General features: G+C 68.0%; 13 protein-coding genes. 2 read left to right on the top strand and 11 right to left on the bottom strand.

The features are described 5' to 3' along the window. The 6 genes from IEW15_RS13780 to IEW15_RS13755 form a co-directional block, all read right to left on the bottom strand. The gene (locus IEW15_RS13780) at nt 1–261 is read right to left on the bottom strand and encodes an iron transporter (protein WP_372402721.1); all 261 of its coding nucleotides are present in this window, start codon (nt 259–261) and stop codon (nt 1–3) included. Continuing rightward, a complete protein-coding gene (locus IEW15_RS13775) occupies nt 258–2,639 on the bottom strand; it encodes a TonB-dependent siderophore receptor (protein ID WP_229708101.1) in 2,382 nt (793 codons plus the stop codon). The genes IEW15_RS13780 and IEW15_RS13775 overlap by 4 nt, the downstream gene beginning before the upstream one ends. A gap of 266 nt (nt 2,640–2,905) precedes the next feature. Continuing rightward, nucleotides 2,906–3,301, bottom strand: a complete 396-nt coding sequence (locus tag IEW15_RS13770; protein ID WP_188578858.1) for a FecR family protein — start codon at nt 3,299–3,301, stop codon at nt 2,906–2,908. A 46-nt stretch (nt 3,302–3,347) separates the two neighbouring features. Further along, nucleotides 3,348–3,812, bottom strand: coding sequence for a FecR family protein (locus tag IEW15_RS13765; protein WP_188578843.1), 465 nt, complete (start codon nt 3,810–3,812; stop codon nt 3,348–3,350). After that, nucleotides 3,809–4,345: a sigma-70 family RNA polymerase sigma factor gene (locus IEW15_RS13760; protein ID WP_188578841.1), complete on the bottom strand. Its 537-nt coding sequence runs from the start codon at nt 4,343–4,345 to the stop codon at nt 3,809–3,811. The genes IEW15_RS13765 and IEW15_RS13760 overlap by 4 nt, the downstream gene beginning before the upstream one ends. 35 nt (nt 4,346–4,380) lie before the next feature. Continuing rightward, the gene (locus IEW15_RS13755) at nt 4,381–5,184 is read right to left on the bottom strand and encodes a TetR/AcrR family transcriptional regulator (RefSeq protein WP_188578838.1); all 804 of its coding nucleotides are present in this window, start codon (nt 5,182–5,184) and stop codon (nt 4,381–4,383) included. Between the two features lie 123 nt (nt 5,185–5,307). Here IEW15_RS13755 and IEW15_RS13750 point away from each other — a divergent pair, with 123 nt between their 5' ends. Further along, nucleotides 5,308–6,720 (top strand): amidohydrolase family protein, encoded by a 1,413-nt coding sequence (locus IEW15_RS13750; RefSeq protein ID WP_188578836.1) that lies wholly within the window; start codon nt 5,308–5,310, stop codon nt 6,718–6,720. Between the two features lie 141 nt (nt 6,721–6,861). Here IEW15_RS13750 and metC read toward each other — a convergent pair whose 3' ends face one another. Together metC and IEW15_RS13740 are read right to left on the bottom strand one after the other, a co-directional pair. Beyond that, a complete protein-coding gene (gene metC, locus IEW15_RS13745) occupies nt 6,862–8,043 on the bottom strand; it encodes a cystathionine beta-lyase (RefSeq protein WP_188578835.1) in 1,182 nt (393 codons plus the stop codon). Continuing rightward, entirely contained in the window at nt 8,040–9,707 is a 1,668-nt protein-coding gene (locus tag IEW15_RS13740; protein ID WP_188578961.1) for a rhodanese-like domain-containing protein, read from the bottom strand. The genes metC and IEW15_RS13740 overlap by 4 nt, the downstream gene beginning before the upstream one ends. Before the next feature lie 769 nt (nt 9,708–10,476). Between IEW15_RS13740 and IEW15_RS13735 the strand changes: the two genes are divergently transcribed. Next, the gene (locus IEW15_RS13735) at nt 10,477–11,322 is read left to right on the top strand and encodes a LysR substrate-binding domain-containing protein (protein WP_188578833.1); all 846 of its coding nucleotides are present in this window, start codon (nt 10,477–10,479) and stop codon (nt 11,320–11,322) included. 16 nt (nt 11,323–11,338) lie between these two features. Here IEW15_RS13735 and IEW15_RS13730 read toward each other — a convergent pair whose 3' ends face one another. The 3 genes from IEW15_RS13730 to IEW15_RS13720 all read right to left on the bottom strand — a co-directional run bounded on the left by IEW15_RS13730 (nt 11,339) and on the right by IEW15_RS13720 (nt 14,123). Beyond that, nucleotides 11,339–12,850, bottom strand: a complete 1,512-nt coding sequence (locus IEW15_RS13730; RefSeq protein WP_188578831.1) for a tripartite tricarboxylate transporter permease — start codon at nt 12,848–12,850, stop codon at nt 11,339–11,341. A 21-nt stretch (nt 12,851–12,871) separates the two neighbouring features. Continuing rightward, a complete protein-coding gene (locus IEW15_RS13725) occupies nt 12,872–13,306 on the bottom strand; it encodes a tripartite tricarboxylate transporter TctB family protein (protein ID WP_188578829.1) in 435 nt (144 codons plus the stop codon). Nucleotides 13,307–13,475: 169 nt separating this feature from the next. Continuing rightward, nucleotides 13,476–14,123, bottom strand: a complete 648-nt coding sequence (locus IEW15_RS13720; RefSeq protein ID WP_188578827.1) for a tripartite tricarboxylate transporter substrate binding protein — start codon at nt 14,121–14,123, stop codon at nt 13,476–13,478. Nucleotides 14,124–14,195 lie beyond the last annotated feature (72 nt).

The following is a 14,195-nucleotide window of genomic DNA, read 5'->3' as shown; positions in this document are numbered from 1 at the left end:
TCACCGCCAGCCTCCCGCCGCAGCCATGACACCGGCCAGCACCACCACCTCGGCGAGTGCGCGGTGGGGCTCCGGCACCGCGAAGACCCGGATCACCACCGCCACCCAGACCAGAAAGCTGGCCATGGTGCCGGCCAGCACCGCCTCGACCACGGGGCCGGGCAGCAGGCGGGCCGAGAGCGTGGCGGCCAGCGCCGCCACCACATAGCCGCCCGGCCCTGCCGCCAGCAGGCGCAGTGGCACGCCGCGCATGGCTGTCACCACTTGTACTTCACGGTGCCGAGGACCGATCGACCCTGGCCCCAATAGCACTGGCGGCCGATTTCGCAGCCGGAAACATAGGTCTCGTCGAACAGGTTCGAGGCATTGACCGCAAGCTCGACGCCGGCGAACGATGGCGCCGCCCGGCCGAGATCATAGCTCACCGCCGCGTCATACAGCGTATAGGACGGCACCTCGATGGTGTTCTTGTCGTCACCATAGGTGCTGCCGACATAGCGCACGCCCGCGCCCAGCCCCAGCCCTTCGGCGAAGCCCGCCTGGACGGTGTAGCGGCCCCACAGCGCCGCCGTCACCTCGGGCACCATGGTCGGGCGGTTGTGCAGATCGTCTTCGGTGCTCTCGGTCACCTCGCTGTCGAGCCAGGTGAAGCTTGCCTGCACGTCCCAGCCCGAGCCCAGGCTTGCCACCGCTTCCAGCTCGATGCCCTTATTGGTCACCTCGCCGATCTGGCGCTGGCCCAGCCCTTTCCCCAGCGATTTCGGAACATTGGTCTGGGTCAGATGGAACAGGGCAGCCGTGACCATGGCGTTCCAGCCCTGGGGCTGAAATTTCAGACCGGCCTCATACTGGGTGCCGCGGGTGGGTTTGAAGGCGTCGCCTGCGAGCGTGGTGCCGCTCTGCGGCTCGAAACTCTCCGAATAGCTGAGATAGGGGGTCAGTCCGATATCGAAGGCATAGCCAAGGCCGACGCGGCTGGTGAAAGCGTCATCATCCTGCGACGTCTCCGCGGGGGTAAGGCGGTTCTTCACCCGGCTGTCGGCCCGGTCATAGCGACCGCCCAGGTTCACGATCCATCCGCCCATACGGATCTGATCCTGAACATAGATGCCCCACTGATTTCGGCGGGTCTCAAGGTCTTGATAGATCCCAGGCTCGCTGGCGAGGCCGGCATTGCCCGCTTCGGGCAGCACGATCGCCCCTGCCTGCCCGAAGCGGCGGATGGTATCGCTGTCATGGCGCCGGTATTCCAGACCGGCGAGCAGAGTATGGTCCAGCGGCCCGGTGGCGCCGTCGATCTGGATCTGGTTGTCGATCACATACACGTCCGAGGACTCGCGGGCCGCGAAGGCATTGCGATCGAGCGTCACGCCATCTGGCCGCAGTTCACGGATATAAACGGTCGCGAAGTCCAGCCGGTTGGCGATATAGCGCGCGTTCTGCCGGAAGGTCACCGCATCGTCGAAGCGGTGCTCGAACTGGTAGCCAAGGGTATAGATGTCACGGTCCCAATGGCCATAATCGGTGTCGCCGGCATAGAAATCCCGTGGCAGCCGGCCATAGGGCGCATCATAGAGCGTGCCCACGATCGGCAGCATGTTCGAGAAGCCGCCATCGATGTCATCACGCTGCCAGCTACCAAGCAGGGTCAGAGTGGTGTCGTCGCCGGCGCGCCAGCTCAGCGAGGGGGCGATGGCGGTGCGCTCCTGATCGATGCCGTCGACCTGATTGTCGCTCTCCATCACCAGCCCGGCGACCCGGAAGGCCAGCCGGCCATCCGCGACCAGCCGGCCGCCGATATCGGCTCCGGCCTCGTGTCGGCCGAAGCTGCCGCCGCGCAGCATCACCTCGTTCACCGCCTGCTCCGACGGCGCCTTGCTTACCCGGTTGACGATGCCGCCAGGGGTGTTCTGGCCATAGAGCACCGAGGCTGGACCTTTCAGCACCTCGATCCGCTCGAACAGATAAGGTTCGAAACCGCCGATCGCGAAGTTGGCGCCACCAACCTTGATGCCGTCCAGATACTCGTTCATCGAGGCGCCATAGGTGCCGGTGCCGCCGAAGCCACGGACCTGGATATTGTCGCCGCCGGGCATGACGCCGCCCGCACGACCGCCGACACGGACACCGGCGGTATAGGCCAGCGCCTCGCCCTCGGTGGTCACGGCGCGTGCGGCCATCTGGCCGCGGGTGACGACCGACACCGATTGGGGCGTTTCCAGCAGCGGCGTGTCGGTCTTGGTGGCGGTGGCGGTGCGGGTCGCGACGTAGCCCGCAACCGGGCCCGTTGCCCGTTCCACCACCCGCGCCGCCCCCACCTGGAGCGGATCGAGCACCGTGGCGCCATCGCCGTTCAGGCGCTGCAACACCACCACGCCATCGGCGGTGATCGATCCGGCAACCGGTGTGCCGGCCAGAAGCTGTGTCAGCCCGGCTTCGGCCGTCATCCGGCCGTGCAGGCCGCGGCTTTCCACGCCGCGGGTGACGGCGGTATCGGCCGAGACCTGCAAGCCCGCCTGTCGGCCGAAGGCGCCGAGCGCGCCGGCCAGCGGCTGGGCCGGAATGTCGAACGACACCTCCGCCGCCGCATCGGCTGGCGCATCGGCCGCCCGTGCGGCACCGGCCGCCGTCATCGCCATGCCGGCAACCGGGCCCGCAACCCCGATGGCGCCCGGACCGGCCGCCATCGATGCGGCAACAATCGCCGCAATCCCTGGCGACACCCTCTGGCGGCGCTGCTAGCCCTGCCTCATGCCCGTCTCCTCCGTCATCTGCCCGATAGTTATGCGAATAACTCGCATTTTCAGGATCAGCAGACGCGGAGCCCGGCGGGATTTTCCGCACGGGCCGGCATTTTTCCGAGAAAAGGATGCAGTTTCTACTACAAGGAGGTGCAGATGCGGCGTCAGGCGTCGTCGAGGATGGTCAGCAGCGGACCGATCCGCCGGATCCGCCCGCCATGGGCACGCATCAGGGCCGAGAGTGCTGCCGCAGGATCGCCCAGATCATAGAGGCCGGTCACCTGCCGGGCGCCGAGCGCGTCATCGGCGACGATGATCAGCCCGGGCGTATAGGCGCGCAGCCGGTCGACCACCTCGGCCACCGTCGCCCCGTCGACGAACAGCCGCCCGTCCTGCCAGAGCGCCACCGTCTCACCCTGGCCGAGCGCGGTGGTCACGGCACCCGGACCATCGACCCGCACCCGGCCGCTGCGCACCGACACCGTCACCCCCGCCGCATCCCGATCGACCTCGAACGCCGTGCCCAGAACCGTCACCTGTACGGCGCCGGCCTCGACCACGGGGCCGGCCCATATCGGGCACGACCTCGAAGAAGGCATCGCCCCGTCACAACACCACACGGCGCCGGTCACCATCGAACCGCAGATCGGCGGCGGACAGGGGCGCCAGCCGCATCAGGCTACCGTCGGCCAGGGTGACAAGGCGCACCTCGCCAATCCCGGTCGCGGCATCCGCCGTCATGCGCACCGCCAGACCGGGCGTCAGGGCCAACACCAGACCGGCGGCAACCGCCATGCCGGCCAATCCCCAGGCCAGACGACGCCCCTGGCGCGGCCGCGCCGCCGCCGCAGGCATTCGCGGCATCTCGACAGCCCCCAGACCTTGCGGCACCGCCAGCCAGTTGCGCCGCACTTCTTCAAATGCCATAGCGTGGGCCGGATCTGCCGACAGCCAGGCCATGGAAGCCTGATCCAGCGCCTGATCGTCGGGTGCTGCCTGCCGACGGATCAGCCAGTCGGCGGCCTCGGCGATCAGGGCGGCCGAGGGCCGGGGCGCGGAACCGGCGGTCATGCCCCGTCCTCGTCGCGCAGCGCCAGGGTCAGGCGCACCACCGCCCCCTGCACCAGCCGATGGGCCGAGGTCACCGAGATCTCCAGATGATCGGCGATCTGTTGCAGGCTCTGGCCCTCCAGCCGGTGCAGTTCCAATGCCCGCCGCTCCCGCCCGGGCAGAGAGGCGAGCGCCGCCGCCATGCGCCGGGTCTCGTCGCGGTCCAGCAGCCCCTGGTCGGGTGCCGGAAGATCGGCAGGTTTCAACCAGTCGGGCCGGTGCCGCAACCGGTTGCGATCCTCGGTCTGCCGCCTGCGGGTCATGTCGAGGGCGAGGTTGCGGACGATGCGGTACAGATAGCCCACCGGCTGCGCCACCCGCCCGGTTTCCGCCCCCGGCGCGAAGCGGATATAGGCTTCCTGGACGACATCCTCGGCGCGCATGCGATCGCCCACGATCGGCGTCGCATAATCGACGAGCATCGCGCGGTGATCGAGAAATATCTTGAGCCTGGTCTTGAGCCTGGTGTCGTCGTCGCGCACAGCGGCCTGCATGCCTTCCGGGTCGGGAACCGAATACCGGCGGCATCCTAATCAGAATGCGAACCAGTCGCAATACGCGGGGCCAGAACCGTCGCGGCCCGGGCGATGCGGCCGGACAGCGCCACGCGCCGGTCGGCGGGCACATAGCCGGTCAGCGAGGTTGCGGTGCTAAGCTCGACCGCCGCCGCGAACTGATCGTCGGCGATCTCGCCGCCCGCCCATAGGGCCGCCGCACCGCGAAACATGATCGCCAGTTGTTCCGGCAGCGCCGCTTCCGCCAGCGGCCGCATCGCCGGGTCGATCCCGTCATAGGCACCAAGCGCCAGGATCCACAGGGCGCGGGATCGCGTGCGCATCTCTTCCGGATCGCCGTTCAGGGATCCGGCCACAGCCGGCCCGTCCGCCACCATCGACCCGATCAGGAAACGGTGCATGGCCGGACGCTCCAGCCAGACCGCGCACCCCGCCTCGCCCATGACGAAGGCCCGGTCGATCGCATCGCCGCCCCCGGTCGGGGCAACCGCCGTGTCGGCCGAATAACGATCGATGATCGCATCGAACATGCGCTGCGCCAGACCGCGCAGGATGCCGGCCTTGCTGCCGAAATAGTTGAATGGTGTCGCGAAACTGACGCCGGCTTCCTCGCACAGCGCCCGCATCGAGAAGTCGGGCACGTCTCCGGCCCGCAGCAGCCGTTCGGCCGCGTTCAGGATTTCCTCGCGTGCGAAGGCACGCTTGCGATCCATCAGCCGCAGCCTGCCCGATGTCGCCGTCACCATGCCCTCCGCCATTGCCGGCCCGCTTGCCGTCCACCCGCTATGCCCGATGACGCCGCGTCTCGCAAGCAGCATCAATAATATATATCATGATATAAGATTCATGTTGTGATCGATCAGGGATCGCGCGAGCATGCGCCATTGTCCTGACCGGCCCCGCAGAGAGGGCCGGCGGCACCGTCCAGGGAGGACCGAGACATGGCACATCCAAGACCCCTGCTGATCCGCAATGCCCGGCTGTTGACGATGGTCGATGGCGTTGACGAAACACGCGGCGACGTGCTGGTCGCCGATGGTGTGATCCGCGCGATCGGTGGCCGGATCGATCATGCCGATGCCGATATCATCGATGCCGCCGATGGCATTCTGATGCCCGGCTTCGTCGACACCCATCGTCATGTCTGGCAGACACAATTGCGGTCGGTGGCGGGCGACTGGTCGCTGTTCGACTATTTCGTCCGCATGCGCATGATCTATTCGGCCTTCTATGACGCCGAGGATGTCTGGCTTGGCAACCATATCGGCGCGCTTGAGGCGCTGAACGCCGGCGTGACGACCATGGTCGACCATTGCCACATCATCAACAGCCCCGACCATGCCGACGCGGCCCTTCAGGGCCTGATCGATGCCGGCGGGCGCGGCGTGTTCTGCTATGGGCTGTTCGGCAATCCGCGCGGCCATGATCCGCTGGTGATGGATACCGATCCGGGCTGGCTGGTCGCCGATGCCCGGCGTCTGGCGACCAGCCGGGCCTTCTCGGATCAGGACCGGATGCTGTTCGGGCTGGCACCGGCCGAAGCCGAGGCCATGCCCATGGCCGATCTTCTGCGCGAGGTTCGTCTGGCGCGCGATCTGGGCGCCCACAGCATCTCGTTGCATGTCGCGATGGGCGCCTATGATCAACGCCATCGGGTGGTGCAGCATCTGGCCGATGCCGGGCAGCTCGGCCCCGATCTGCTGTTCGTGCATGGCGCCACCTTGACCGCCGCCGAACAGGCGGCGATGGCCGAGGCCGGCGCCGGCCTGTCGGTGACGCCTGAAACCGAGATGCAGATGGGCATGGGCCATCCGCTCGCGTTCACGGCGCGGGCCGCGGGCGTGCGCACCGGGCTCGGCATCGACATCGTGTCGAATTATGCCGGCTGCATGTTCAGACAGATGCAGATGATGCTTCAGTCGGCGCGGGCCCGGACCAATGCCGCCATCGAGGCGCGCGGCGAGGCGCCACGGCGGATCACGCCCACAGCGCGCGAGGTGCTGCGTCTGGCGACACTCGGTGGTGCCGAGGCCCTGCATCTTGAGGACCGCATCGGCTCGATCGAAGCCGGCAAACGCGCCGATCTGATCCTGGTGCGGACAGATACCCTGTCGATGTGCCCGACCATCGATGCGGTGGCCGCCATCGTGCTGAATGCCGCGGCAGCCGATGTCGACATGGTCATGGTCGACGGCCGGATGATCAAACGCCACGGCGCGCTGGTCGATGTGGCATGGCCGGATCTAGCGGCCCGTCTGCAGGCATCCTCGACGCGGATCACCACCGCCGCCGGCGCCGTCGATCCCCGGCCGATCGAGGCCATGGCCGCCGGCGTGTTCGCCAACCTGATCTGATCAGCCGACAGACCGACGGCCCGCTCCCTGGCGGGAAGCGGGCCGTCGACACGCCCGGACCGGGCGGGGGCCGGCCCAGCATGGTTCAGCCGACATGGTTCAGCCGGCATGGCTCAGCCGGCATGGTTCTCAGCCGGGGCCTCAGCCGATCGCGGCAAGCCCGCGGCTGAGATCGGCTTCCAGATCCGCCGGATCCTCCAGCCCGATATGCAGGCGCACGGCGATACCGGGATGGGTCCAGCCGCGCACCGTGTCCGGCGCCTGCGGCGGCGCCAGACTTTCGAACCCGCCCCAGGACGAGCCGATCCCGAACAGGCTGAGCGTGTCGACGAAGCGGTCGATGGTGGCCATGTCCAGATCGGCGCGCATGGCGAGGGTCAGGAGGCCGTTGGCGCCGGTGAAGTCGCGCCGCCACAACTCGTGGCGCGGGTGGCTTTCCAGCGCCGGGTGCAGCACGGCGGCGATCAGCGGATGGTCTTCCAGATGGCGTGCGATCCTGAGCGCGCCGGCCGCATGCATCGGCAGCCGGGCGGCGATGGTCCTGAGGCCGCGCAGGGTCAGATAGGCATCGTCGGGGCTGACGGTCTGGCCCATCACCACCTGCATCCGCCACAGATCGCGGCCCAGATCGCCATTGGCGACCACGGCTCCGATCATGACGTCGGAATGGCCGACGACATATTTGGTGCCGGCGATCACCGAGATGTCGGCGCCATGGGCCAGTGGCTTGTGCAGCAGACCCGAGGCCCAGGTGTTGTCGACCACCAGCAGCGCGCCGTGGTCGTGGGCCAGTGTCGCCAATGCCGCCACATCGATCAGGTCATAGACCCACGAGCCCGGATTCTCGCCATAGATCATCCGGGTGGCCGGGGTGATCTTCGCGGCCGCATCCTGAACCGCGCCGTCGAAATAGCTGGTGGCGATGCCGCGCCGTTCCAGATAGGCGCTGCGGATGTTGTGGACCTGCGGATAGACCGTGTTCTGGATCAACACATGGTCGCCCGGTGCCAGGCAGGTGATCATCACATGGGCGATGGCCGCAAGCCCGGTCGGGAACAGCAGCGCCCGTTCGCCACCTTCCAGCGCCGCCCATGCATCTTCCAGGGCATGGGCGGTGGGGGTGCCGCGGGCGCCATAGCTGAACACCCGGCTGCCATCATCGCGCCGTGCCTTGTTGGCGCGCATGGTCGCGATATCGGGGGCGAGCACGGTGGAAGTGCGCACCACCGGCGGGTTCACCGGCCGCACGCCGTCGATCGGCGCGCTGCGGCCCAGATGGATCAGGCGGGTGCGTTCGGACTGGCGGCTCCGATCGGCGGTCACTGGCCGTTCTCCGTGCCCGCAACGGCATGTGGCTGGGTGGCGTGGGGCTGGCCCGCCACCGCGAAGCCGGCGCGCTCGCGGTCATCCAACTGCGCCAGCAGGCCGGTTTCCCAGGCCAGATAGCGCCGTGCCGCCTCAAGATTGCCGTCATGGCGATCGTGGACGAAGAACAGATAGTCGATGCAGTCGGCTTCCGACGGCTCGTCGGGGGTTGCCACCACTGCAAAACCGCCCGCCTGCCAGTCGCGGGTATCGGCCGGCAGCATGCCCGCCACCTTGCGGCCCAGCGCCGCCAGATCCACCGCCACGCAGCGCGCGATCCGCGCATCGTCGGCAATCAGCACGATGCGGGCATCCGGTGCCGCATCCGCCACCGCGGCGGCGATGCGCGGACGGATCGCCCAGCGGGCGCCGTCGATATGGCCGGCGCGGTAGGTCATGCCCGCCCGGACATCCAGCATCAGCACCGGCGCGCTGGCATCGGCGCGCATGGCAGCCACTTCGGCGGCCCGCAGCAGCACCAGTGCCGGCAGGCGGCTGACGGCTTCCTCATGGCCAAGGCCGGCGGGCGCGATGCGGCCCCAGGCCGTGCTGCCGCCATCCAGAACCGCGACATCCCAACCCATCCGGCGCAGCCAGTTGGCCACGACCACCGCCCGCAGGCCAGTATCGTCGACCAGCACCACCCGGGCATGGCGCACGCCCAGCCACTGATCCGAGGCCTGGATCAACTGGCCGCCCGGCGCATGCAGGGCCCCCGGCGCATGGCCGGCGGCATATTCCTCGGGCGTGCGGACATCCAGCAGATAGGTCGTGCGGCTGGTGTCGCGCAGCCAGGCGCCGATGGTCTCGGCGCTGACCGCCTCGACCCCGTTCGCCTGGGCGAAGGCCGCGGCCCGCGCCGCCAGTTCGGCGCGGTCGGTCTCTGGTGCCTGCGGATACAGCCGCGCGCCGCCATGATCCAGGTCAAAGCCGGCCAGCCGCCAGCCCTGGGTGCCGTTGCGCAGCGCCACCACCGGGTTGGGCACGCCGACATCGCGCAGGGTCTGCGCGCCGATGATGCTGCGGGTGCGACCGGCGCAGTTGATCACGATCCGGGTTGCCGGGTCGGGCGCGATCGCCTGGATGCGCAGGGCCAGTTCGCCATTCGGGCAGCACACGGCGCCCGGAATGCTCATCTTGCGGTATTCCTCGACCGGGCGACCGTCGATCACCACCATGTCGTCGCCACGGGCCTGCGCCGCCTGCAGATCCTCGGCCGAAATCGATGGCGTGCCCAGCTCGTGCTCGACGATCTCGCCGAAGGTCTTGCTGACCACGTTCACGCCGGCGAACAGCCGGTAACCCGCCGCCGCCCAGGCCGGGGCGCCGCCATCCAGCACCTGGACATGACGATAGCCCAGCAGCCGCGCCCGCGCCGCGGCACGCATCGCCACATCACCCAGACCATCATCATAGACCACGACCCGTGCGGTCTTGTTCGGCACCAGCCGCTCGATATCCAGCTCCAGCCGGCTATAGGGCAGCGGCACGGCATAGAACAGATGCGACCAGCCATACTGGCCATGCTCGCGCACATCCAGCAGCGCGATCTCGCCACCGTCATGCAGCGCGTCCTTCAGCGTCCGCGCGTCGATCAGGCCGTCATCGCCGACCTTCGCCATATCGGCGGGCGCCTTCGGGGCCGGGACCGCCGGCGCATCACCGATCGCCGCCGCCCGGCCGGCCGGGCCCTGCCGGGTCGGCACCCCCAGCCCCATGATCTTGCAGGTGCCGGCGGCCAGATCATAGCCGGTGCGGCCGGTCAGGGTTTCGAGCCCGCGCCCATAGAAATGCAGGTGACGGATCACCTGCTCGCCCTCGATCACCACGGAATGAATGTCATCGGGCAGCAGGGCGACGCCACGGCCGGGGCCGACCTCGATCCGCGCCGTTTCCCGCAGGGTGGCAAAGCCCGGGCGGCTGCCATCGTCGGTGCGCTCATACAGCCGGTTGACCTCGGCACCCTCGACCGCCGCCACACAGGCCCATGTGGTGTGATCATGCGGCGGGATCAGCTTGCCCGGGCGCATCACGTTCAGATACAGCGCGAAGCTCTGATCATCATCGGCGCGGATCATATAGCGGGCCTGGCGCTCGCCATCTTCCGGCGGCGGAAAATCGGCCTCGGCCCACAGCTCGGCACGGGCGGCCAGCGCCTTCAACCGGTCAAGCACCTGGGCCAGGGCCGCGCGGGTCACGCCCTCGGCCGCCAGGATCTGGCGGGCCTCGGCGACCATCCCTTCGGCCAGGGTCTGGCGACGATCATTCATGGCTTCGTCCTTCTCATTCCGTCAGCGCCATGGCGGCTCTGCACCATTGCACCCTGAAACGGTACCGCTAAACTGTTGCCGAAAATAACGAGTAATCCGGCATATTCGATTAGGAACGCTTATGATTAATTTCGATCTGGCCGCGCTGCGCACCCTGGTCGCCATCGCCGATCAGGAGACCTTCGCCCGTGCCGGCGATGCCGTGCACCGCACCCAGGCCGCGGTCAGCCAGCAGATGCGCCGGCTGGAAGACCAGTTGGGCCTGACCCTGTTCGAACGCAGCGGCCGCACCAAGGAACTCACCCCCAGCGGCCGCAAACTGGTCGATTACGGCCGCCGGATGCTGGCGCTTCAGGAAGAGACCCTGGCGGCGCTGCATGCGGTGAGCAGTTCGGGACCGGTGCGGCTGGGCTCGCCCGCCGACATCGCCGATACGGTGCTGCCGGAAATGCTGCGCCAGTTCGCCCGCGCCAATCCGGCGCTGTCGCTGGTGATCCATGTCGGCCGCAGCCCCGATCTCATGGAACTGCTGAAGAAGGGCGCGGTCGACCTGACCATCTCCACCCGGCTCGACGACAGCCGGCCGCATTTCCTGCTGCGCAGTTCGCCGATCGTGTGGATCGCCGCCAACGACTTCCGGGTCGAGCCGGGCAAGCCCCTGCCGCTGGTGCTGGCCGATGAACCCAGCATCTTCCGCAAGATCGCGCTGGACGCGCTGGAGCGTATCGGCCAGCCCTGGCATGAGCGCTATACGGCACCCGGCCTCGCCGGCATCCGTGCGGCGGTGGCGGCCGGACTTGGCATCACCGCCCGCAGCATTGAGGCGCTGACCCCGGATCTGCGGGTGGTGGGCGATGCCGACGGCCTGCCGCCGCTGGGCAGCATCCGGTATTATCTGTACCAGCGCGACGACGCGGTGCCCGAAGCCGCCAAAAACCTGTACAGATTGATGGCGGCCAGAGGTTAGGCAGAGACCTGCCCGGTCAGGCGCGCCGGCGCCTGAACCGGCCCGCCACCAGCGGCCAGACCACGAAGGCGATGGCAACGACCATCAGCACGCCGGAAATCGGCCGCTGGAAGAAGATCCAGATCTCGCCCCCGGACAGCGACAGGCTCTGATACAGCGAGCGTTCGATCACCGGTTCCAGCACCACGCCCAGGATCAGCGGCGACAGCGGCACGTTCAGCTTGTTCAGCAGATAGCCGGCCACGCCGAAGCCCAGGGCCACCACCACGCCGAAGGTGCTGTTGGCGACCGAATAGGCGCCGGCAATGCACAGCAGCGCGACGGCCGCGCCCAGCATGCCCTGCGGGATCCGCGCCACCATCCCCGGCACCGCGCGTGCCATCAGCAGGCCCAGCGGGAACATCAGGATATTGGCGACCACGAAGGCCACGACGATCAGATAGGCGATGTCGGGGCTGTCGGTGAACAGCGACGGGCCGGGACGCAGGCCCTGGATCAGTAGCGCGCCCAGAAACAGCGCCGAGGTGGAATTGCCGGGAATGCCCAGCGACAGCAGCGGCACCATCGAGCTTGCGACCACCGCGTTGTTGGCCGCTTCCGGTGCGGCGACACCTTCGGGCAGCCCCTGGCCGGCCTCGGCACCGAAGCGACGCGCCACGCGGCCATAGGCCACGTAAATCGCCATCAGCATGCCGGCGCCGGGCAGGATGCCGATGACATTGCCGATCGCCGACGACTGCACCCAGACCGGCAGCAGGCGGCGGATCATCGACATCGGCAGCAGCAGATCGCGGAAGCGGACGCTGGCCACGGCCTGGCGGGCCTCGGCGACACCGGGGCCGCGCCGGCGCAGCCATGCCTCTTCGGCCATCTCAAGCAGGCTCGCCACACCGAACAGACCGATCAGCATCGGCACCAGCGGCAGGCCGTCATAGAGCCAGGGTTCATCATAGGTGAAACGGGCATAGCCGCTCTGCGGGCTGAAGCCGATGGTCGCGATCAGCAGGCCCAGCGCGCAGGCGATGGTGCTGCGCACGGCGTTGCCCGTCGCCATGCCGATCACGGTCGACAGGCCCAGCAGCGCCAGCGCGAAATATTCGGGCGGGCCGAAGCGCAGCGCCTGTTCGGCCAGGAATGGCGCGCACAGCAGCAGCACCAGGGCGCTGGTGATGCCGCCGAAGACCGAGCTGTAGGTGGCAATGCCCAGCGCCTGTCCGGCAAGCCCCTTGCGGGCCATGGCATTGCCGTCGATCGCCGTCACCACCGATGACGCGGTGCCGGGGATCTTGAGCAGAATGGCCGGAAACGAGCCGCCGAAACAGGCCGCGCAATAGATGCCGACCAGCAGCGGAAAGGCATAGTCGCCGGGCATGGCGAAGGTGATCGGCACCAGCACCGCAAGCGTGATGCTGTCGTTCAGGCCCGGCATCGCGCCGACCACCAGGCCGATCAGCACGCCGAACACCAGGAAGCCGAAGACCGCGGGCTCCGCCAGATGCAGCAGGGCCGGAAGGATCTGGTCAATCATGGAACATCCCCGATGGCTGCGTCAGCCGGTGATCGATGGCAGCGGCACGCCCAGAAGCACGCCGAAGATCAGTCGGATCGCCCCCGTGAACAGGGCCGCCGTCACCACCAGCGACAGCGACAGCCGGTCGCCGAGCAGGCGGGCGATCACGATGAACAGCACGAAGGCCGGCAGTTCGAAACCCAGCGGTTCCACCGCCAGGATCACGACGCCGATGCCGGCCGCCACGGCCAGCGGCAGCGCCTGCTGGCGCAGCACGATCACGGCGGTCTTGCGCCCGGCGACCGGCACCAGCATCAGCAGGCCGCTGAGGCCAAGCACGGCCGCGAACAGCCGGGGCGCCAGCGCCGCCGTCTGGTCATAGCCGGCGGTTTCGATGAACACATACCCGGCAAGCGCCAGCATGGCGACGCCCAGGCCGATATCAGGCAGTCTTGCGCCGGATGCGCGGAGCATTGAACCCGTCCCCTGAAGCTGAATACGTCGCGAAAAGACCGGGCGACACAGGCGTTGAAGCAGAAACCGGGCGCCTGAACGGAAGCCGGCCGGTCCCCACCCGCGGATCGCGGGCATGGAACCGGCCGGTTCCAGAGAGCCTGAGCCCCAGTCTATCGGATAATCCCGATTATTCGGGCTTCTTCAGCGTCGGCAGGATCTCTTCCATGACCACCGAGACCTTGTCGACATAGGTCGAGAACGCATCGGGGCCGCGATAGGCGATCGGATAGCCGCCCTTGCTCATGCCCTCGACGAAGCGCGGATCGGCAACGGTCTTCTCAAGCGCCGCCGCCAGCTTGTCGACCACCTCGCGCGGGGTGTCGGCCGGCACCGCCAGGCCGCGGAAGGTCGCCATGTGGTCCAGCGCCGGCAGGCCCACTTCGGCCAGGGTGGCCACGTCCGGCATCGCCGGGTTCCGCTCTTCCGACATCACACCAAGAATTCGGATGCGGCCGTCCTTGGCATTGCTCAGCGCTTCGCCCATCGAGACGAAGGCGGCGTCGACATGACCGCCCATCACCTGCTGGAACTGCATCGCCGCGCTCTCGTTGTGGATGTAGTTGAACTGGCCGCCGGCTTCTTTCGCCAGCACCAGCGCCGCGATGTGATGCGAGGTCGAATGGCCCGGCGTCGCGATGCTGACCGGCGCCTTCTTCGCGGCATCGACCAGGTCGGCGACGTTCTTATAGGGCGACGACGACGGCGCGATCACCACTTCCGGATCGAGGCAGTACATCGCCAGGGTCTGGAACGACTTATAGGTGTCAGAGCCCAACCGAAAATTATGTTGAGTGATTTCAGCGGCTTGTGATTCTCTGTGGTTTGCGAAGACGACGGAGGATCGTAT

This window comes from Tistrella bauzanensis (genome assembly GCF_014636235.1).
GTDB lineage: Bacteria > Pseudomonadota > Alphaproteobacteria > Tistrellales > Tistrellaceae > Tistrella > Tistrella bauzanensis.
Note: the sequence above shows the minus strand (reverse complement) of the source record. Positions and strands in the feature narration are given on the sequence as shown.